The following is a 21,376-nucleotide window of genomic DNA, read 5'->3' on the forward strand; positions in this document are numbered from 1 at the left end:
GGGGATTCAGCAGATGGTTGAAAAGGACGAGTTTTTGCTGGAGCGTTTCGGTAAGCACCCGACACCATTTTACTATTACGACGGAGACTCGATGTATGCTCATGTCAGCTCGCTATTGGCCAGGTTACACCCTGCTGTGCGTGTACATTACGCGCTTAAGGCTAACGGCAACGTAGCCTTGGCGGGATTGCTGCGCTCGTTAGGCTGCGGCGTCGAGATCGCTTCGGCCGGGGAATTGTTCGTGGCCATGGAGGCAGGATATGCCGCGGAAGACGTGTTGTACGCCGGACCGGGCAAAACGGCAGCCGAATTGAGCGAGGCGGTAGCCTGCGGAATCGGTTGTATTCATGTCGAATCGGTGCGGGAGCTGCGCCTACTGGAGGACATTGCTGCGCAAGCGGGTTTATTTGTCAGGGCTGCGGTTCGTATCAATCCCGATAACGATCTGTCGGGGGCGACGATTAAAATGGGCGGTGTTCCCCGTCCCTTTGGAGTCGATGAAGGGCAGCTGGATCATTTTTTTGAGACGCTGGAAGATTGCCCACATGTTTATTTTCAAGGCATCCAGGTATATACAGGCACGCAAATGCTAAAAGCGGATCAGATTCTGGCTTCGTTTGCAAATACGCTGCAGTTGGCGGAACGGGTACAGGCCCGGTATGGTGTTGCAATGCATACGGTAAATTTGGGCGGTGGGTTTGGTGTCCCTTATTTTGCTCATGAGCAGCCATTGGATATGGAGCAAGTCATCGACGGACTGAACGCGCTTGCGGAGCAGACCCGATCCCGTATGCCGGGAGTTACGCTAATTATCGAAAGCGGCAGGTATCTGGTCGCTCAAGCAGGGTTGTATGTTTGCCGGGCATTGTATACCAAGGAGTCCAAGGGAGAGAAGTTTGTGGTGGCTGATGGCGGTATGAATCATTATGTCTCGGCTACCTTTCGGGGCCGCCGCCTTCGGGACAACTACCCGGTGCGAATTATGCGCAGGCAAGTGACGGAACAGGCAGGACGGGAAATGGGAGCTAACATGCGTATGGGGCAGCGAAACGCTCCTGTTCAGGAGGAGATTGCTGTTGAGCTGCCGTTGTCGGGGGAGGCTGCAAGCCGGATAGAGGAGCATTCGATAGAGGCATCGCTGGAGCTGGAAACGGTAAGCATTGTAGGCCCGCTCTGTACACCCGAGGATTGTATGGTGAAAAAAGCACAGCTTCCCCCGATTCAGGAGGGCGACTACATCGTCTTTCCCAACGCGGGGGCTTATGGACTAAGCTATAGTCCAGTGCATTTTCTGGGACATGCTACCCCGGCAGAGTTGCTCGATTTTCGCGGGGAGGTGCATGTAATTCGTGAACACGGTGACCGCACGGATTTGCTGCATCATCAGCGCATGATTCCGTTACCGGAGGATGTGCTGTAAGTATGCAAAAACGCCAAAATCATTGGAGTCGATACACATCGGCCCCGTGTTTTGGCGTTTTATATTATGAATAACGTAGATTGGATTAGTGTTGCTTGGAGCTGCGTATTTCCTGACGCACAAGCTGCCACACCATGAAGATCAGCACAGCCACTTGTGGGACAAACGTTTCCCAAGTCGGATACATTCCCAACCAGCTAATGGAAGGGAGCGTGGAGGCAGTATGCCCCGGAAGCTTGCCAGCCACCTGAAGTGAATGAATACTTTCGCCCAGAAATCGGAATACGAGATAGTAAATCAGTACAGTGGCAGTCAGGAAAAAGGCGCGAATCGGCAACCTTACGCTAAATTTGATAATCGCAAATGCCAGGATGACCAATATAGCCATTGCTGAGCCAATGCCGATCAGCAATTGCGAGGTTTCGATGGCTGGAGCCATACCGATATAAAAGATAGCTGTCTCGGCTCCTTCACGCATAATCGCGAGCGCTGACACGGCAAATAGCGACCACAGGCTGCCACGCGCCAGTGCATGGCCGACGCTGTTTTCAACAAAGCGGTTCCACGCGGCAGCGTTGGATTTGCTGTGCAGCCAGCTGCCCACAGTCAGCATGAGCACAACCGCCACCAGCCCGGTGACGCCTTCCAGCAGCTCACGCATGCTGCCTGAGGCGGCGGCAGCCACCAGCGTGGTGAACAGCACCGCCAAGGCTCCGCTCAGCACCAGCCCCGTGCCGGCACCTGCCCATATCCAGCGGCCAGCCACGGCCTCGCCGCTTTTTTTGGCATAGGCCAGCAAAGCTGCGAGCACGAGAATGGCCTCCAAGCCCTCTCGCAGCAAGATCAGAGCGGCGTCCCAGGCGGTATAGGAACGATTTTCCGTCAACGGGCGGAGCCTGTCCAGCATTTGATCCATCGTCTGGATTGCCTTGCTCGTGTCTGGCGGAGAAGACAGCAGATGACCGGACGTCTCAGTCATTTCATTTTCAATCGCAGTATACGAAGCTGGATCGGAAATTTGCACATGCCCTTCCACAGAAGGCCACATAACGATAAACTGCCCTATTTTGTCAGCCGCTTGCTCTGGCTGATTGGCTGCCGCAGCCTGGCGTGCGGATTCGAGCAATTGGACTGCATCGCTCAGAGAAGCCGTCGAACCATTCGCCATTCCGGGTGCCGCATTGCCTGCACCTGCTCCCTGTCCTGTGTTCACGGATTTGCCCTGACTATAATCGGATAGCAGGGTCGTCAGTTCTTGCATTTCCTTAAGAGCCTGCTCTTGACGAATCGGCTCGGCTTGCATGGAAATGCGAATGAGACTGATTTTGGTTTCCAGCGCACTGTATACCGGAAAATTGTCCGAACGAATCGGGGTTTCCACCTGATACCAGGCTTTTACGATTCGGTCGTAATCGACCCGGGCAGCCGTCCAGTCGCCTTTTTGCATGGCAGCCAGACTGCCCTTCGCTATGGGCAGCAGCTTTTCTGCTGCTGTGGCTCCAGCCGGGGCTGGTTGATCTCCTTCGGCAGCAGTCACATACTCATTGACCGAGCGGGCCAGCACGGATAGCGCAGCTTTCGCCGACTCCCCGCCGCCACTGGCAAGCGCCTGCTCCGCGTCGGTGAGCGCTTGATCTATAGCCGCGATGTGGGCCGACTCCCCGCCATTTGTTCTGGCAGTCTCCCACAGGGTACGGAATTGTTTAAGATCCTTGGAGGCTTCCGTCCATTGGGCTTGTCCCGCTTCCACCAGCGCTCCGCCCACCACAGGCATTAGCTGATCGTTGGAGACAGCTTTGGCATCTGTTTGTGCAAAAGCGACCGCTCCGGAACCGGATATGAACGGAGTCACTGTCAGTAGCAGAGCTGCCAGCAGCAACACCCATCCCAAGCTTTTATTGCGCCGCTTCATCATAAATCCCCTTCCTTGCCTGCTATTAAAATAACGTATCCCCGATGTAGCCGCCTTGCGATACACCCGGGAAGCAGGCGAACACCGCACTGCCTTTGTGTACAATATACTCGTTCAGCTTGTCATTGCGTGCAAGCTTCTCCTGAATATGAACGAACTGCTTGAACAGATCACGCTGGTAGCTGATGAACAGCAGCCCGGCATCCAGCTGTCCTGTTTGCTTGTCCAATCCGCTGGAATATGAATAAGACCGCCGCAAAATATTCATGCTCCCGTCTCCATGAGCCAATGCAACATGAGAGGTGGGAGGCGTGAGCGGCTTGCCTTTCGGACTTGTAGCCGCCAGATCGAGCTTGTCAAACTCCTTGGCCTTGCCCAGTGGGGCACCGCTGCTGCGATGGCGTCCGAAGGTATCCTCTTGATCGCCCAGGGTGGAGCGATCCCATACCTCTATCCGCATGCGTACACGGCGTACAGCCATATAGCTGCCGTTGCCCATCCATGCAGGTCCGTCACTGGACTGTGTCCACACCAGCCGTTGCATCTCGTCTGCCTTGGACGTGTCCGGGTTCCCCGTACCGTCCTTGAAGCCGAGCAAATTGCGAGGTGTGCTTCCTGCCAGATCGGCCTGTGCTGTTCGCTGAAAGCCCTCCTGCGTCCAGCGAAGCACTGCCGTTCCTCGGGCGATACGCGCCAAATTACGCAAGGCATGAAAAGCAACCTGCAAGTCATTGGCGCATACCTGTACCCCGATATCGCCGCCGCACCATTGCTCATCCAGCGCATCCCCTTGGAAGCGGGGCAGCTCGCGGAAACCGGCAGGCTTAAGCCCTGCCAGACCATAGCGGCCATCAAAAAAGGATGGGCCTATCCCAAAGGTGATCGTCGTCCGGGACGGCGACAACCCCGCCGCCTCGCCCGTATCGGAAGGAGGCAGGTTGAGGTTTTCATTATCAGTGCCGATCAGCGTACCAGAAGTCATCGTAGCGCTTGCTTCCGTCCAGGCTTTGAACAGGCTGCGCACCTGTGCCTTGTCGCTTGTCGTCAGATCAAAGGCCGCAAAGCAGATGAAATCCTGTGCCGGAGTCACAATACCGGCCTGATGTTTGCCGTAAAAAGGGACGACATCCTGGGTATCTGCCTCGGTCATCATGCTTTCGAGGCGTTGACCAGCTGACAGCATAGCTCCTACACCACCGCCGCCAAGCAGGAGACCCAGTCCACCTACCCCCGCCAGCTTTAAGAGCTCTCGGCGTGATACGCTTTTGCTCTTTCCTGACAGCTCATCATCCGCTGGCAGCGTATCTTTTTTTTCCAGCTCAGCCTGTTCTTTGTGGGATTGCGCATGCTGCGGAGTTCCCTGCTCCTTTTGCCGCTTAAAGCCCTTCATATCATTACACTCCTAACAATTTACCCATTTGGGACAGCGGTTCTGCCAAGGCATCAAGGTTCTGGCTCAGCTTTTTAATTTCTTCCGGCTTGAGTTTTGTATACGATACGTAGCCTTCACCTTCCTTGAAAGGAGCCAACTCCTGCTGCAAGGCTGCAAAGCGCCCACCAATTTGTTTTTCCAACGCCGCATCTTTTTGGTTCAGGTCTGTTTTCAGGATGTCATATATCTTTTGGGCGCCCTCCACATTGGCTGCGAAGTCGTACAGATCCGTATGCGAATACCGTTCCTCTTCACCCATCACCTTGGAGGTAGATACTTCATTCAGCAGCTCGACTGCACCCGTTACCATCAGGCTGGCGTCAATGTTGACCGTTTCTACCTTGGCACGCAGCAGCTTGGCATCACTCAACAGGCGGTCGGCAAACTCGTCCAATCCTTTGGTCGAGTTCTCTTCCCACAATGTTTTTTCAATACGGTGGAAGCCGCGCCAATCCGCCGCATCCACATCACCGTCGCGAGCATCAATATTCGGGTCCAGATCGCCCAGCGCTTCTGCAATCGGTTCAATCCGTTCATAATACATGCGCGCAGGAGCATACAGCGCCTTGGCCTTGTCGAGCTCGCCAGCTTTGACCGCATTTGTGAATTCTTCCGTCTTCTTCACAAACGTATCGCATTGCTGGGTGGCATAGGTGCGATAAGCAGCTACCGCTTGATCAAAATTGGGGGCAGAAGCTGCAGGAGTCGTTGTCTGTGTTGCTGCACCTGCGTCTTTGGTCGCTGCAGCGGACTGCTGAGTAGCAGTTCCGGTTTGTCCGCAGCCTGCAAACAGAATAGAAGAGACCAGCACTCCGGCCGGTACGGCATAACGTAGTTTCATAATCAATGACACCCTTTCTGGCCACACTGGCCCCTGAACCATAGTCTGTTGCGCGATATCTATATCAAATTTTATTTGATAATGATTATCAGTCGCGGTTTTTCTTATCATAAGGCTGGCCTATATGCCTGTCAATACATAATTTAGACACAAAGTCCAACCTATCATTAAAGCAGTAAGCAAGGTGCCTATGCCCATTTTTATTCGCATATTGAACCATACCTGAGCACATGACATAAAATGTGTTGACTGTATCCCTGAACCTTGTTACACCACACAAAACCCGAGCAAGGAGGGGTGAAATTGACGAAGGGTAACGACCACAAAAACAAGTTTTTGTTAACTCACCGTGAACGTGAAGTATTTGAACTGCTGGTGCAGGACAAAACGACGCGTGACATCGCCGGACAGCTATTTATTAGCGAAAAGACGGTCCGAAACCATATTTCTAATGTGATGCAAAAATTGAACGTAAAAGGTCGTTCACAGGCGGTCGTGGAATTAATTAGGCTTGGCGAATTAAAAATCTGACCTCTTGTTCCTTGCGGGGTACAAAGTCTTCTCGATGGTCCTTCAACCGTGAGGGAGGGTCGGGAAGGCTTTTGTTTTGTTCTTGAAAATCAAGGGAAGTGATGATGCATATCGGTAACAAATAAAAACAAACAACCGCAAGCACAGAAGAACTGTACTTGCGGTTGCTGTTATAGCGTGGGGATATCCAATGAGTTCTTAACGATAAAGCGTTCCTGAGTAGGAGCCAACATATTTATCGGTTGTTTTATCATAGGTAAAGCTTTCCAGATACAGGGTGCCAGTATAAGTATAACCTTGGTAGGTGGCTGTTGCATTCAAAGCTAAAGGAATTGAGCCGTAGCTGGTATATTGATACCCTTTTATCGTAATAGATGCAACCGCAGCTTTTACAGAAGTGGAGTCCTTAACGATGTTAGCTTCACTTATTGTGACAGCTGGAGTCTTATCGACAACGGACTCGCCAGTAACTGTAGCAAACTCAGTTTCGTCTGAGCCAAGATTTGCGGTAACGTTATTTGCTTTAGATGGGTTAATGCTATAGCTGCCGGCGAAGTTGGTACTTACATCTGATGTATCTATAACTGTGACATTGCTCGGATCAACCTCTACTACATCTGCTGATGTTGCAAATACAGATGTTCCACCAAAAACCAAGATAAGTGCTGTTGCCATTGAAATCATAGACGTCTTTTTGAATTTCATAATAGACACAATCCTCTCCTCGGCCGCATTTCTGCTAAAGCCGTTATAAAATGGGATAAATTTTTTTCTTTGTTCAGCCATGTTGATTAAAGACAGAGCATAAGCAGACCTTACATCGTTTCCCAGTAGTTTAAGGACTTTTTCATCACAAGCAAGTTCTATATCCCTGTTAGCCAATACATAAAGTACCCATACGACTGGATTAAACCAATGAAAACATAAAACAAGAACAAGCATAAATTTCTTTAGGTTGTCAAAACGCTTGATGTGAACCAATTCATGAGTAAGGATATGCTTCATCTGGATTTTATTATTAAAATCCAACGACTTTGGCAGGATAATTTTAGGGAAGAAGATGCCATAAACAAGAGGGGAGCTGATTCTATCCGACACAAGTATTTGAATAGGCCGGGATGCATTTTCTTTAGTTAACCACTTGTCAATTTGATCGTTCCCTTTTACTGGCACGGCTGTTCTCATTTCTTTGAGGTTTTTATAAAAAATGACCGCAAAAAAAATAACCAGCAGAGCCACTCCTGTGATCCAAAGTAGCATTAATGAGGTTCCCGAAAAGGGGGTTCGTGTCGACAATTGGTTGATAGTAGAATTGCTATACTCAAATTGGCTATCGCTCGTGAACTTCCCTATCCCTGACTTTTCCCTACCTTGTGTGAGAAATAAACTAATAGCGGGGAATATGTTATAGATGCTTAGTCTTGAAGGAACAGTAAAGGGAAGCATCAACTTGCATATAGCAATCCCCCACAATAAGAGGAACATTGTTTTGGGTAGCCTGTTAAGAGCAAGTATTCTTGTAACAATAATGAAAAAAATAAGAATACTTGCTGAAACACTCATTAGGAATATCATCCTGGTTTCCTCAACTCAGGTCATCCACAATCTGTTTCAGTTTGTCAATCTCCTCTTTTGTAAGATTCTTGCTATTAAAAAAAGAAGAGAAGAACATTTCGGTTGAACCATTAAACAGTTTGCTGATGAGTCCCATCGTTTCTAGTTCCTGTATTTCTTCTTTTGTAATCAATGCATGGCATGTGAAATTCGGCTCTAATCTCTCAATCGCACCTTTTTCAATGCATTTCTTGATTATAGTGTAGGTGGTGTTCCTGTTCCAGCCAATTTCATCTTTTAGAATTTTAGCAATTATGCCAGCGGTCAGATCCCCCCTATTCCATAATACCTCCATGATTTTCAATTCCGAGTCAAACAGTTTGATATGCATATCAGTTCTCCTTGATGACTACTGCAATAGTTGTTCGTCGACATCACAAATACTACAACAGTAGTGAATTATTGTCAATGACTATTTGAGTAGTCATTTTTGTCAGTTCATTCACAATAAAATAAAAGGCCTACTATATAGTATAAACATTTTTTATCCCAAAAAACGATTAAACCGCTGAAATATGTAGGAATTTGTGTTCAAATGTTGTATTATAGAGGGAAGGAAGAAACTACCATTAGGTCATGTGGCAACTCACATGAATAATCAATACAGAAGGCTGTACCACAAAGTTATACATGGATAGAAATGCATTCGGTGGTAGTCTAAGAATGTAAATGCCAATATTTCAGGTTTTAAGTTATACTTATATAAAGGTGTTGAAGAAGAATCACAAGGCAGAAAAGCTCGTTGCTTCAGGTAGCAGGAAGTAGCTTTTCCATAGAGCTACCTGTGGTATATTCTTGATTGGAGGTGAACAGGCGACATATGACACCCAACCAACACTTGATGACTTATACGCTAAACAGCGGCATAAAGGGAACTGTCGACCTATCCAGTAAGCAGGTTCAGGAATGGATCAAAGCATATCGAATTGGCAGCAAGTTTGTAACGGTAGTAGGCAAACAGTATTTTGGTTTAAACCCTGAGCTGGTAGCAGATTTTAAGGTACATAATGAATACTCGGAGCAGAGAGAGCACATATCCATGATACAGCCTGTGATAGAACGCAAGGCTATAGATTTGGACCCGCTGGCAGATGCATATAATCAGCATAAAACGTTAATTCAGGTTGAATGTAAATGTGGAGCTTCCTATATAGAGGAGTCCCCGCACAAAAGAACCAAGTGGTCCTGCAAGGAATGCAATAACATTGTGTTTCTGGATCGTAAAAAGGGCATGGTGGATACGGAAAAAGGCAAGGCGTGGTATATGACGAACAGGTATTATGTGGAAAGACAAAGCAACTGACCTAGGTTAGTTGCTTTTATTCTATATGTCCATTCCCTGAATTTTTTAATCTCTATAGCCTTTTGCCAAATAATAAAATTGATGTTTTTTGCGCTTTGTAGTACATTATCAAGTGTATTATAAGGAGGCTTCTCATGTACGGACATAGACAAGATGATACTTTATACATCATGACTTACACATTAAATAGCGGTATCAAGGGCACAGTGCCTTTGTCTAATCAGCAGATACAGGAATGGCTTGAGTGTTACAGAATTGGCAAAAAATTTGTAACCGAGATTGGCAAAGAGTACTTTGGACTGCATGCGGAACTGGTGGCAGATTTTAAAGTGCATAATCAGTATTCAAGTTATCAGGAGGTCATTATCCCGATTCAACAGCCGGATACTGGCTTAAAAGAGTTGTCCCAGGCTTACAAATCAACAGAAACCTTGATCAAAGTAGATTGTAAATGTGGTACATCGTATGTAACTGAATCCCCCATTAAGCGGACCAAGTGGTACTGCACCAAATGCCGGGAGATTGTCTTTCTTGACAGTAAAAAGGGAATGGTTGACACATCCAGAGGCAAGGCTCATTATATGACAAATAAGTATTTTGTGGAACGGGAAACAACTGGCGTGTAAGCCGGTTGTTTTTTTATAATTGGGGGTGAATTTCATTACAGAAAATCATTCGAACAATGCATGGAATCGTATAAACCGTATGCACATCAACGAAACGCTTCAGTTGGAGCAAATCATCAGTGACCTGCGGGTGATGGGCTACGTGGCTTTTCATCATCATCCGCAAATCGCAGGCGAGTCTGATGAACTGGAGGAGTTGAAACAGCAGCTTCTGTCGTTTTTTCAACAGCATCATATATTGTGGATCGAGGTAGATCCCTTAACGCAATATGCGGTAATCAATAATATGGGCAAGGCGACGGTGCTAAAGCTGATTGGTCGCAGGATGAACCCGCTGCGTGATCTGAGAGCGAATGCTGCTTTGGCCGGGCAGCCGCTTCACGAATGGGATCGGGAAATAGAGCGGCTGGATCAACTGGTGCGTTTGCTGCGCTATACCCGTTTTACATAAGTCGCTGTGATTGAAAACAAGAATAACCGAAAACAAGCATTCACGAAGCATGTGGAATCACATACTGTGAATGCTTGTTTGCATCTTATTTTCTACCGCATAAGATGAGCAAGTCTACTGTAATATATATTTATAGAAGCTCGTGAGCTTACACCGACTTCAAGAACTCCACAATAGTTAACAAACCTTTGTCGAAATTCTCCAAATTAAAATGCTCGTTCGGCGCATGCAGATTTTCATCCGGCAAGCCGAAGCCCATCAATACAACCGGAGCAGTCAGCACACGGGAGAAGGTTTCCACGATCGGAATGGAGCCGCCATCTTTGGTAAACAGAGCACGCACACCGTACACTTTTGCAAAAGCATCCGCTGCCGCTTGCAAAAAAGCATGTGACGGGTCAATGTTAAAAGCATTTGCTTTCTCACCCTGTTGGATTTCCAGAGTGGCTCCTGGCTGAACATGGGCGCGCAAATGCCGCTCGATTTTATCCAGAACGTCCTGTGGATTCTGGTTTGCCACCAGACGGCACGTAATTTTCGCATGAGCTTCCTTCGGAATGACCGTTTTCGTGCCCTCACCCTGGAATCCGCCATATACGCCGTTCAGCTCCAGAGTAGGACGCGCTCCAACACGCTCAACGAAGCTGAAACCTTCTTCGCCATACAGAGAATCAAGCGCAAGCTCCTGTTGCAGCTTGCTCTCATTGAAGCCTTGCTTCACAAATTCTTCTCTCATCTCTGCCGATAACGGTGCAACATCGTCGTAGAAGCCTTCGACGCTAACACGGCCTTTGTCGTCATGCAGGGTTGCCAGCAAGGACACCATAGCATGCAGAGCATTCGGTACGCCGCCACCAAAGGAGCCGGAGTGCAGATCCGTATTCGCGGTGTGAATGGCCACTTCCAGTGAGCACAGTCCACGCAGACCTGTACAAATCGCAGGCTTGCCTTTTTCGATCAGGGAGGTGTCGGACACCAGCACAGCGTCGGCAGCCAGACGATCAGCTCCAGTGTGCAAAAACTCAAGCAGGCTCGGGCTGGATACTTCTTCCTCGCCTTCAATGCAGAATTTGATGTTCAGCGGCAGCTTGCCCTCTTGTTTCAAAATGGCCTCAACCGCCTTTATGTGCAAGAACACCTGACCTTTGTCGTCTGTCGCTCCGCGTGCATACAATTTTCCGTCGCGGATAGATGGCTCGAACGGCGGGGTTTCCCACAGGTGAAGCGGATCAACGGGCTGTACATCATAGTGGCCGTATACGAGGATGGTCGGTTTACCGGGTGCGTGTAAATGATCAGCGTACACCAGTGGATGACCTTTGGTTGGAATAATCTCAATGTTTTCCAGACCGGCAGCAGTCAGTTTGGCAGCGAGCCATTCGGCTGCCTGGTTAATGTCCTTTTTGTGCTCTGATAATGCGGAAATACTCGGAATGGACAACCATTCCTTCAGCTCATTTAGCTGTTGCTCTCTGGCTTGTTCAAAATAAGCGGAATAACTCATAAAGTATGTATCCTCCTTTGTACTTGTAATTGTACGAATTTTGCTTTATCCCCCGAACCGAGGTCGTGGACGATATGTCTAGTGTACTACGTTTTGCGCTGAACGAAAAATAACAGATCAAAAAAGCGATTCTACCCGGGTCTGTCTGTCCAGACCTGAGTAGAATCGCCCTTCAGCATGAATTTAGTTACACTTACACCCGGATGTCCAGTTGACCTCCGAGATGAGGCTGCGCGCTTTTTTCCATCATCTGTATCAGCGCTTGTCCTTGCTCATTGGCTTGATCCTTGGCCAGAACAGCAACCTTGATACTTGCGGCTTGAGCCAAGCTGGCCTGACTCATACCTGTCGATAATGCTGCGATATCCATATTCCAATCCTCCTTCATGATAAAGATTCTTTCTCTGTATTTATCGGTTGGAACGGTTATTTTGTTTCATCCAATTGGAATTGGTGCAGCAAATCTTGAAGCTGTTCGGCCAGACGGGTCAAATCTGCAGCGGAAGAACCGATCTCTTCCATCGAGGCGAGCTGTTCCTCGGCGGCGGCGGATACGGTCTCCGTATGGGATGCCGCTTCCTCAGCGATGCGCGTAATTTCCTCCATACTGCCAACGACTGTACTTGTACCTTCTGCGACCCCGGCGGTAGAAGCAGCAACGTTATTGAGCTGCTTCGCCGATTTGGCTACCGCTCTACGAATGCGGGCAAAGGAACGACCGGACAGGTCAATGGAATTGATGCCTTCGCTTACACGTTCTTTGGCAGATTCCATTGCGATTAGGGCCTCAGATACACCGCTCTGTATTCCTTGAATTTGTTCACGAATTTGCTGTGCTGAATGAGCCGAATTTTCAGCCAGCTTGCGGACCTCCGTCGCTACGACAGCAAAACCCTTGCCGTGCTCTCCTGCGCGTGCTGCTTCAATAGAAGCGTTCAGTGCGAGCAGATTGGTCTGGCTGGCGATTTCGGTAATGACGGTGACAATCGTTCCGATTCGTCCGGATCGGTCACTCAAAGCGCTGACAATCGAATCGAGTTCTTCCACCGTCGTGCGAATGCCGTCAATGGAGACGACACTATTGCCGATATGCTCACTGCCTACATCCGACGCCTCAATGGCCTGTGAAGAATAAGTAGTCATTTCGGCCATGGTGGCAGTCATGGCTGTAATGTCAGTGGACATGCTGCTAACCCGTTCCTGATTATCTTTTGCGCTGTGGACTTGACGTTCACTACCTGCGGCTACATCTTGAATAGCTACGGTCACATGCTCGATGGCACGGGTCGTTTGTTCTGCCCCTGCAGCAAGCTCTTGCGAGGAGGCTGACAAATTGCCTGTCATCGCTTGGATTTCTCGAATCATGTTACGCAGATTATCCACCATTTGTTGAAAATACCTTGATAAATCGCCAATTTCATCGGAGCTTGAAGTCGCCACATCGATGGAAAGATTGCCTTGGCTGATTGCATCCATGGAATTACGCAATCTTTGGATCGGCTTGAGAATACTGCTGATCAGCCATAGTGCGAGCATACCGATGATGAGGGCTGAAATCACCAGCACAACGATCGTCGTGACAAGAATCGGTTTGGCGGAGTCACTGGTTTCCGATTGGTCCATCGTTCCGGTAATTTTCCAGCCTGTCAGCGCATTGGTTTTAAAAATCAGGTTTTTGCCCACGCCATCCAGTTCGTAACTAAAGCTGCCTTCCTTGGAGGTAAACAGTTGTGGCAGCGTTTCTCCCATTTTCGTACTTCCGCTGACTTCTGTCGGGTGGGTAACGACACGTTTGGCACCATCCAATATCATGATATAACCATTTTGCCCGATTTTTAAGTTTGTGATTTCTTTTAAATTATTCAAATTCAGAGAAAGACCGAGAACACCGCTGTTGTCGGGAAATGTACGTGAAATATACACAACGGGAACCTTACTCGAATTGAGTTCGACAGGGCTGATTACGGTTTGCCCAGGTTTTTCAATGGCTTGTTTGTACCATGGACGCTCACGAGGATCGGTTGTACGTCCTGTGGATTTGCCAATGATGAGCTTTCCTCCAGGAGTTCCTACAAACATATCGGTGGCTTCTGCATGCATTTTCAAATACACTTGCAGTCTATTCAGAATGTCTTGATCTGCTTCTGCATTGCTATCACCTATGGTCATCGTAGTAGAATAATATTCGATATCCGCGATTTTGGCTTGAATGGTTTGGGTAATTGCGCGATCAGATGCAGTAACGCTGGATGTCGCACTGTCGAGTAATTGACGGTCCGTTTGGTCATATGCTGCCTTATAGGAAAACGAGCTGACAATAATGCTAGGTACGAGCATGACCAGCAGGAATGCTACTGTCAATTTTTTACGCAATGTTAAATTCTTCAATCGTTTCAGTTGTTTCATCAAACCCCCTGCTTTCTATGTGCGTATTCAATTTCTAATATTTATCTCATATGTATTTACTATCGGATATTTAAAGCCGAATTGATAGATTTAATACTAATTTGTTCAACACGCTGAACTATTTCTTGCATAGCATGGAGTATCTTGCAATCTGGAGGGATGAGGTATTTCCTTTATGTAGAATGCGGATATACGATCGTTTGCCGTATATCTCGCATTCTATGCCAGAGCTGATTCTGCCTCCCGAATTCTAATTCTTTAAAATCTCTCGCAAATACCCTGTCAGCTCATCTGCTGCTTTGGTATGGGCGAGGAGCCCGGGATGGCTGCGAGATCCTATCGTTTCTTCCGTCGTGTTAGGCAGTTGGAACACGGACACATTCCGATCGCTCGTTCTTTTCTTATACGCGTCTACCGCCCGGTAGATCGCTGGCATCATCGGAGTACCTAGCATCCCATAGGCCCACACAATATGGGCGGCGGGATTACAGATACGGAGCTTGGCAAGGAAATTTTCGATAGCGTATTCAAAAGCTTGCAGATCTTCTTCATTGAATGTGCCGTCCTCGTTCAAGCGCTGCTTGTACACTTTCCCGCTTGTTGGGTCCGTCCATGCAGGTGAATAAAAGGCTCCCCCGTCATTAGTCCCCAAATTCACCACGACCACATCCGGCTGCCATGAGGTGAAATCATGTTCGGAAAATGCCCCTAATGCTTCATTTCTCTCTCCGGTCAGCACACCACATACCTGCTCATAATATGCCGGTATGTTCGTATGCGGATTATTATCCCAGCCCGTTAGGACACCCCATCCGCTTTGTGACAGTACTCGGTAATCCGCATTCAGTGCTTCGGCAGTGATGGCTGTATAATTATGTAGTGCCGTGAACAACATGGGAACCCAGTCTTCCTCCTGCTTCGCTCCAATCGTTCCTTCTCCTGAGGTAATGCTGTCACCGATAAATTCCACCTTGTGGGGCTTATCTGTAACCGGCAGCAATTCTCCGTCAACCCTCAGGGCATGAATTTGCAACAAGCAGCGCGAGTCCGAACTCATTGGCTGGACATCCTTGATCACACGAATATTTTTGACCGTGTCAGGGTTCATACCTCTCAAAATACAAACCCAATACCGTCCTGCGGTCACCATCAGGCGACTCATTGGGGCACCGTTGATGACAATACTGATCCATTGCTCGTACACCTGATAATCGGCTTCAATTTCAATCCACAGCTCCGAGCCTTTAATATTTAATTCAATGCCGCTGCCTGTCCAAAACAGAGTCAGTGGTGTAAGTGTTTGCGTAGTTCGACCATGAACCTTGACATGCTTTGCTTTTGTAAGTGGATATGTCTTCAGTCTCTTGTTATGTGTCATTGCCTATATCCTCCTTATAGTCTCCAAAATTTAACTCTAGTTTCTATAATATTGTAAAATGAGTGACAGAAAATCTTAAAGTCTATTTTTAAGCAAGAGAACCGCGCAATATCAAAGTCATCTTTGTGTGATGTAATCCATTGGAGCGTTTCGGGCATCTGTTCATATTGATGAAATGCAAGTGTGTGCGAGATATGCAGCCGATAGGGCTCAGCCTCAAGAACGGGCTTGACTTCAGCGGCCGTCCGGGTGACCAGCAGAACCCGTCGATCTTTCAGCATGTCCCAGAATGCAGGTGTCACGGCCAAAAACCTATTCAGACAGGCGTGGCAGGTCAGCGCGGGCCTTTAAAATAATTCAAGCTGTTCCGGTCCCTCGTTCTCCTGAGGGGGGGTGCGGGGTGGAAAAGGCTTGGGGTCCATGCCGAGCAGCGTCATCAACTGTTTGGCGTTAGCGGCGGCATCTCCTCCCGAATTGTTATTGAAAATAACGCAAATCTCACGGCTCTGCTGCTCCAGCTCCAGCAATCTGTCTCTCCATTCGATCAATTCCTGTTCATTGTACCGATACAGATAACGAACCTCCCGCCAGTTGGGCGCAGAGCTTTGATTCCAGCCGGATGCATTTCGCCCGTGGAGGCGCACGATCGTCAGGCTGCTGTCTGTAGCCTGCGGCACAATAGGAACAGAGCCCGGTCCGGCCTGCGGCTCCGAAAAAAGGATTCGTTATAACCTTGTGTGAAATTCATTTATTGTACGTATACTCTACATTGGATTCAATTCCCCCCAAATGCATATTGGTTGAAATAAATCATGAATAAAGAAAATCTTTAAATTATGGCTCGATTATACCTGATTGTTATTAATCCAAGTTCGTCCAAGATTCGTTGCACTTTTTTGTGATTGACTCTAAGCCCTTCATTGTGTAATTGATCGCGAATTCAACGATATCCAACGACCTTGATGTTCATGGTAAATAGCTATAATACGGGCTTTTAAGCCCTCACTAAGTAATTTTTGTTGTGCTGTTAATTTGGCCATAAAAAACTGCACCTCCAACTATTAGATGATGTCTAACAATTGGGGTGCAATTCATTCATTAGGCGGTTAATTCCGAACTATGGTTAGCCGTAAATCAGCTAAAAAACGATCATCACTTTGGTGAACCTCATACATCATTGAAATCACTATCTAAATCTAAAAACGAAAAGCACCTTCCTTTATAATGGTAAATTGACCGACCTTCAAACCATTATCAACAAAAAAATTAATCGTTCCATTAATGTTCTACAATAATCAGATTGATATCATAATCGATTTTAGATCAGAAGCTAATGATTTAGAACCAGCTATCCCTTTCAAATATTTCAATGGGCCTGTTGATGACAAATCTATGCCTGATAAGCACTTTACTGATTTAACAATAACAGATTGATCGATAGGCTTATGTTTATCTTTAATGGCTTGTTCCAAAACAATGCTTCCTACCATTGCAAATGCATCCAATACAACAATATGAGTAAGTCTAAATTCATTGTAGTTATTCCATTCTTTCGGAAACATCTCTTCGATTGCTTTATAATACATTAATGTTGTTTCAAGAACTACTTCTTTTGGTAGTGATGATGCCTTCGGGGACGATGAAAACAACTTAACAATGCGGTATAAATTCTGCAAAGTAACATGACGCCCCTTGGTACGTTTTCCGATAATACTGCCAATTTGATGGAAAGGGCTATCTCTTCTAATAACAAGTTCTGTAGCAACCCAACTATTTACATCAGAATTCCTATTCAAATACTTATTCAAAGATGAGCCTATAGTTTTAGCCTTCGTATTAATAGTATCAAAAAGTTTTATTTCTTCATCTTCATCCAGATAATGGAATGCCATGAATGGGATTGATATATCAGCGCTCGTTTCATCTACATACATATCGATTCCATCCATTCGATGCTGACCATCCATTAATGATGCTTTCCCTTTACATAACAATCTTCCGAAGCTTGGCCGTTGTCTGTCATAGCAAATAAACTCCCAGTTCGAAGCTGCGTTTAATAGTATAGGGGTAAACAAAGATTCTTCACCCACTGACAAATAATTCGCAAAATCTTTCGCTCTCTTTACATTTACTGGCCTTTGATATCCCTTACCTGAAGTCATATCATACGGTTTTACATAGATGATTTGGGACCGTAATGTTGCAGGAAATGAACTTTGATAAAACACTTTTCCACGTAATTTCCCCATCACGACATTCTCAATTACGCCTTGATTTCCGTTCATTACATTGATACTCCTTTCATTGGTTAAGTTCAAAGTCATTTTAGATCTTTTAAGATCTATTCTCAATCGGAAATATATTCTATATGGGTATTTTAGCGAACGCATAATTTGCCTACTCTTATAAGAGGGGTGAAATATTTGGAAAGTGTGTTGACTATAGTCGGTGAACGAATCCGATATCTAAGAAAAAACCGTGGATTAACTCAAGAACAGCTCGGTGAAAAAGTTGGACTTCCGCAATCGTATATTGGTGGGATTGAAAGAGGAGAAAAAAACATTTCTATAGATACATTAGAACGAATTGTAAATGCACTAAATATTAGCTATGAAGATGTTTTTAAACCGATGAAGGACATGAACAATTATGAGGTTGAAAAACGAATTGACATGATTTCGCTTAAGCTATCTGAACGCAACTTTGATGAAATTGAAATAATACAAAATCTGGTGTCTGATGTTTTGAAGGCGTTCGATAAACGAAATCAGAAATAAACAGTAAAACTCAAAATGTCCCAATTCCCTTATTGATAAACCAATGGATAACCATTTGGTCATTGGAAATTCGTGACCAATATGATTCAATAAATATGCTATTCACATTCTATTTTTACTTCAATAGATCAAAAACAATATAATTTCAGTCAGGAGAAAAAAGATGAAGCATAATGAGAACTCACGAGTTAAGATACCAGCGATATTACACTTCTTGAGACTCGGTTATACATATCAGAGCAAAAAAAATGTTCATATCGACCCTAAAAACAATATTTTTATTGAGATCTTTAAAAACTCTATTAGCAAAATAAATAATAAAGAATTTGACGATACCACTATCATAGATCTGATAAAGGAAATCGCTGATTTAACAGCAAACCTTAAAGACAAGGGAAAATCTTTTTTTGAAAGATTAGTCGGTTTTCAGTCTGTGAAATTAATTGATTTAAAAGAGCCTTTAAATAATGATTTTCGAGTTGTCTCTGAATTAACATTTAAAGGTGATCGTGAAGAATTTAGACCTGACATCACTATTCTTATAAATGGAATTCCATTGGGGTTTGTAGAGGTTAAGAAGCCCAATAATCAGAATGGTATTCAAGCTGAATTTGGCCGTATGAAATATAGGACAAACATTGAGGAGTTTGTTCCGTTTTTTAATCAATTTCAAGTCCTTGGTTTCTCTAATAATATGCCATATGATGATAATGCTCGAATAAAATTGCAGGGAAGTTTTTATACTACACCTAATGGAACGAAAACTACGTTTAATAATTTTAGGGAAGAAAAAGAAATAGCTGTTATTGAATATATTGATGAGGCAATAATTGATTTTGTGCTTAGAGATAATAATCTCATGTCAATTAGAGACACTTCTGAGTTTGCAACAAATTTAAAACCAGACACGCATATAAATAAATTTATTACTTCAATTTTTTCGAAGGAAAGATTAATTTTCTTTGTTAGATATGGGACTCTCTATGTTGATTCCCCCAGAGATGGACTACACAAGCACATTATCCGCTATCCTCAATTATTTGCTATTGATGAACTAATAACAAAATTAGAAAGCGGCCTAAAAAGAGGAGTCACGTGGCATACTCAGGGATCAGGTAAGACTGCACTTGCGTACTTTATGAGTAATGTATTAAGGGATTACTATCAGCAAAAAAAAATTATTACTAAGTTTTACTTTGTGGTAGATAGATTAGATTTGCTTCATCAAGCCTCAACTGAATTTGCAAGTCGTGGTCTAACGATTGCAAATATTAATTCACGTGAGGATTTTAGAAACAATATTAAGTCCCCAATGATTGTGTCACTTGGATCTCAAGAAGGTAAATATGTTGAAACAATAAATGTAGTGAATATTCAGAAGTTCTCGGAAGATTCTACAGCATCAATTGAAATCAACAAAAATATCCAGAGAATATATTTTCTGGACGAGGTGCATCGAGGATATAAACCAAAAGGGACTTTCTTGGCAAACTTGCTGGGTTCTGATGCAAACGGCATTTTTATCGGATTAACTGGAACTCCAATCTTAAAAGAAGAGTTTAAAACAACAGACATTTTCAGCGATTACATTCATAAATACTATTACAACAAATCAATCGCTGATGGATATACCCTAAAAATAAAGAAAGAAAACATTGCGACGCACTTTAAACAGGATGTAAAAAAGTTATTAGGAATTAAAGATGAAGAGAGAATTCCTGTTAAGGATTGGGAGTCTATAACGAAGAAGCCTGTTTTCATTCAGAAGCTTAGCAAATATATAGAAGATGATTTCCAAATTTTTAGGAAAGATATTCATAAAGATAAAACTCTTGGTTTTATGATTGTTACTTCATCATCTGATCAGGCAAGAGCAATTCAGGACTGGTTTAGCCAGAGTAGCACCTTAAAGACTGCACTTGTTCTTTATGATGAAGAGAACAATAAAGACAAACAGGAGGAATTTAGAGGGAAACGAGATCAACAAGATGGCAACAATGTAGAGAGTGAATATGATGGTATAATAGTCTTTAATATGCTTCTTACAGGCTTTGATGCACCTCGATTAAAAAGATTATATTTGCTTAGAGAAATTAAAGAGCATTCATTATTACAAACTTTGGCACGGGTGAACCGTCCATACAAGAATATGAAATACGGTTACATTGTTGATTTTGTTGATATTACCGAAGAATATGAAGAAACTAATCGTAGATATATTCAAGAATTAAAGTCTGACATGATTGAAGCCGATAGTGATGATATAGACGATATGTTTATCGATGTAGAAAAAGTAAGGAAGAAAATTCAACAATTAGAGAATAGTTTGTTCAATTATATGGGTAATATCGAAAACAACTTAGAAGCATTCCAAATTCAATTACAGCCTTTAAGTGAAAAACAGTTACGGGAAGTTAAATCGGATCTTTTAGATTATAGAGAGTGTTATAATGAGTTAAGAATGAGTCACGAAGATGTTTCAAATATCCCAATTGATAGGATAAATAAAGCATATTACGAAGTAACGAATCGGATCAATTTGAAAGTCGTTGAAAGATATCTCGATGATGATAATGATGATGATATTAGTGAGATTGACTTTACAAATCTTATCGTCGAATTTTTTAAAACTGGTGAGATTGATTTAGAATTTACAAGCGAGAATGATATTCTCGAAAGAGTTAATGGAATTCGAAATGCTTTCTCATCAAATAATGATCAAGATGATCCACAGTTTCATGAACTAAAAATGAGATATAAGAATATTATACGATCTTTCCGTGACCAAAAAGATACGACAGAAAAGACAAGGGGAATTTTGGAAAAGCTCGATTTATTGTTAAATGATATCCTTATACTTAACGTTCAAAATAACGGACTTACATCCAGATATAACGGTAATGATTCTTGTATGAGAATTCATAAAAAAATTCTACGCAATTATAATGTGAGTCTTACGGACAGCATTGTTTACCAAGTAATCAAAGATGTAATTTTAGAAATGGAAACGCTTGTCGGACATATACACCGACCGACAAAAGTTGTTGTGCTACACCAAATTAAAAGACCCATTCATCGTGCGTTTAAAAAGCATGGAATTACATTATCTATACGACAAGTAGAAGCCATAGGTGAATATTTCGTTGAAGATCAATTTATAAATAAATAGAGTCTCTCCCCC

18 protein-coding genes and 2 pseudogenes are annotated in these 21,376 nt (G+C 44.6%); 7 read left to right on the forward strand and 13 right to left on the reverse strand.

The genetic code is table 11. From position 1 onward, the window contains the following. Positions 1-13 precede the first annotated feature (13 nt). The gene (locus tag KQI_RS0116590) at positions 14-1,420 is read left to right on the forward strand and encodes a type III PLP-dependent enzyme domain-containing protein (protein WP_010347956.1); all 1,407 of its coding nucleotides are present in this window, start codon (positions 14-16) and stop codon (positions 1,418-1,420) included. 85 nt (positions 1,421-1,505) lie between these two features. Here KQI_RS0116590 and KQI_RS0116595 read toward each other — a convergent pair whose 3' ends face one another. Genes KQI_RS0116595 through efeO form a run of 3 tightly spaced genes read right to left on the reverse strand, consistent with a single transcriptional unit; the run spans position 1,506 to position 5,605 of the window. Further along, the gene (locus KQI_RS0116595; protein WP_010347957.1) at positions 1,506-3,332 is read right to left on the reverse strand and encodes an FTR1 family iron permease; all 1,827 of its coding nucleotides are present in this window, start codon (positions 3,330-3,332) and stop codon (positions 1,506-1,508) included. A 25-nt stretch (positions 3,333-3,357) separates the two neighbouring features. Continuing rightward, complete coding sequence (efeB, locus tag KQI_RS0116600) at positions 3,358-4,722, reverse strand: iron uptake transporter deferrochelatase/peroxidase subunit (RefSeq protein ID WP_010347959.1); 1,365 nt, start codon at positions 4,720-4,722, stop codon at positions 3,358-3,360. Between the two features lie 4 nt (positions 4,723-4,726). Continuing rightward, a complete protein-coding gene (gene efeO / locus KQI_RS0116605) occupies positions 4,727-5,605 on the reverse strand; it encodes an iron uptake system protein EfeO (protein ID WP_010347961.1) in 879 nt (292 codons plus the stop codon). Positions 5,606-5,908: 303 nt separating this feature from the next. Here efeO and KQI_RS0116610 point away from each other — a divergent pair, with 303 nt between their 5' ends. Next, a complete protein-coding gene (locus KQI_RS0116610) occupies positions 5,909-6,136 on the forward strand; it encodes a helix-turn-helix domain-containing protein (protein WP_007431813.1) in 228 nt (75 codons plus the stop codon). 198 nt (positions 6,137-6,334) lie between these two features. On the opposite strand, the gene KQI_RS27015 is transcribed toward KQI_RS0116610, so the two are convergent. Further along, positions 6,335-7,699, reverse strand: coding sequence for a M56 family metallopeptidase (locus KQI_RS27015; protein WP_010347962.1), 1,365 nt, complete (start codon positions 7,697-7,699; stop codon positions 6,335-6,337). Positions 7,700-7,721: 22 nt separating this feature from the next. After that, positions 7,722-8,081, reverse strand: coding sequence for a BlaI/MecI/CopY family transcriptional regulator (locus KQI_RS0116620; protein WP_010347963.1), 360 nt, complete (start codon positions 8,079-8,081; stop codon positions 7,722-7,724). Positions 8,082-8,570: 489 nt separating this feature from the next. Between KQI_RS0116620 and KQI_RS0116625 the strand changes: the two genes are divergently transcribed. The 3 genes from KQI_RS0116625 to KQI_RS27020 all read left to right on the forward strand — a co-directional run bounded on the left by KQI_RS0116625 (position 8,571) and on the right by KQI_RS27020 (position 10,130). Beyond that, positions 8,571-9,053 (forward strand): hypothetical protein, encoded by a 483-nt coding sequence (locus tag KQI_RS0116625; protein WP_010347964.1) that lies wholly within the window; start codon positions 8,571-8,573, stop codon positions 9,051-9,053. 134 nt (positions 9,054-9,187) lie between these two features. Continuing rightward, complete coding sequence (locus KQI_RS0116630; protein ID WP_007431810.1) at positions 9,188-9,679, forward strand: hypothetical protein; 492 nt, start codon at positions 9,188-9,190, stop codon at positions 9,677-9,679. Between the two features lie 79 nt (positions 9,680-9,758). Further along, entirely contained in the window at positions 9,759-10,130 is a 372-nt protein-coding gene (locus tag KQI_RS27020; RefSeq protein ID WP_080572157.1) for a hypothetical protein, read from the forward strand. 148 nt (positions 10,131-10,278) lie between these two features. Here the strand turns inward: KQI_RS27020 and KQI_RS0116640 are convergent, their stop codons facing one another. The 8 genes and pseudogenes from KQI_RS0116640 to KQI_RS0116665 all read right to left on the reverse strand — a co-directional run bounded on the left by KQI_RS0116640 (position 10,279) and on the right by KQI_RS0116665 (position 17,703). Continuing rightward, positions 10,279-11,634 (reverse strand): dipeptidase, encoded by a 1,356-nt coding sequence (locus KQI_RS0116640; protein ID WP_010347968.1) that lies wholly within the window; start codon positions 11,632-11,634, stop codon positions 10,279-10,281. Between the two features lie 193 nt (positions 11,635-11,827). Continuing rightward, positions 11,828-12,004, reverse strand: a complete 177-nt coding sequence (locus KQI_RS28015; protein WP_010347970.1) for a YjfB family protein — start codon at positions 12,002-12,004, stop codon at positions 11,828-11,830. A 56-nt stretch (positions 12,005-12,060) separates the two neighbouring features. Then, on the reverse strand, positions 12,061-14,040 hold the full coding sequence (locus KQI_RS0116650) for a methyl-accepting chemotaxis protein (protein WP_010347971.1): 1,980 nt from the start codon (positions 14,038-14,040) through the stop codon (positions 12,061-12,063). Positions 14,041-14,290: 250 nt separating this feature from the next. Next, positions 14,291-15,418 (reverse strand): SGNH/GDSL hydrolase family protein, encoded by a 1,128-nt coding sequence (locus KQI_RS0116655; RefSeq protein ID WP_010347972.1) that lies wholly within the window; start codon positions 15,416-15,418, stop codon positions 14,291-14,293. 14 nt (positions 15,419-15,432) lie between these two features. Continuing rightward, positions 15,433-15,756 (reverse strand): GT-D fold domain-containing glycosyltransferase, encoded by a 324-nt coding sequence (locus KQI_RS29335; RefSeq protein WP_277813526.1) that lies wholly within the window; start codon positions 15,754-15,756, stop codon positions 15,433-15,435. Positions 15,757-15,765: 9 nt separating this feature from the next. Beyond that, a pseudogene (locus KQI_RS27025) lies at positions 15,766-16,128 on the reverse strand (DUF72 domain-containing protein); the annotation flags it as partial. A gap of 152 nt (positions 16,129-16,280) precedes the next feature. Then, positions 16,281-16,416: pseudogene (locus KQI_RS28550) on the reverse strand (IS3 family transposase); the annotation flags it as partial. A gap of 297 nt (positions 16,417-16,713) precedes the next feature. Beyond that, entirely contained in the window at positions 16,714-17,703 is a 990-nt protein-coding gene (locus tag KQI_RS0116665; protein WP_010347975.1) for a DGQHR domain-containing protein, read from the reverse strand. Positions 17,704-17,850: 147 nt separating this feature from the next. Between KQI_RS0116665 and KQI_RS27030 the strand changes: the two genes are divergently transcribed. Together KQI_RS27030 and KQI_RS27035 are read left to right on the forward strand one after the other, a co-directional pair. Further along, entirely contained in the window at positions 17,851-18,195 is a 345-nt protein-coding gene (locus KQI_RS27030; protein ID WP_241763946.1) for a helix-turn-helix domain-containing protein, read from the forward strand. Between the two features lie 163 nt (positions 18,196-18,358). Continuing rightward, complete coding sequence (locus KQI_RS27035) at positions 18,359-21,364, forward strand: type I restriction endonuclease (RefSeq protein WP_010347977.1); 3,006 nt, start codon at positions 18,359-18,361, stop codon at positions 21,362-21,364. Positions 21,365-21,376 lie beyond the last annotated feature (12 nt).

It is taken from the genome of Paenibacillus peoriae KCTC 3763 (genome assembly GCF_000236805.1).
In the GTDB taxonomy this organism is placed as follows: Bacteria; Bacillota; Bacilli; order Paenibacillales; family Paenibacillaceae; genus Paenibacillus; species Paenibacillus peoriae.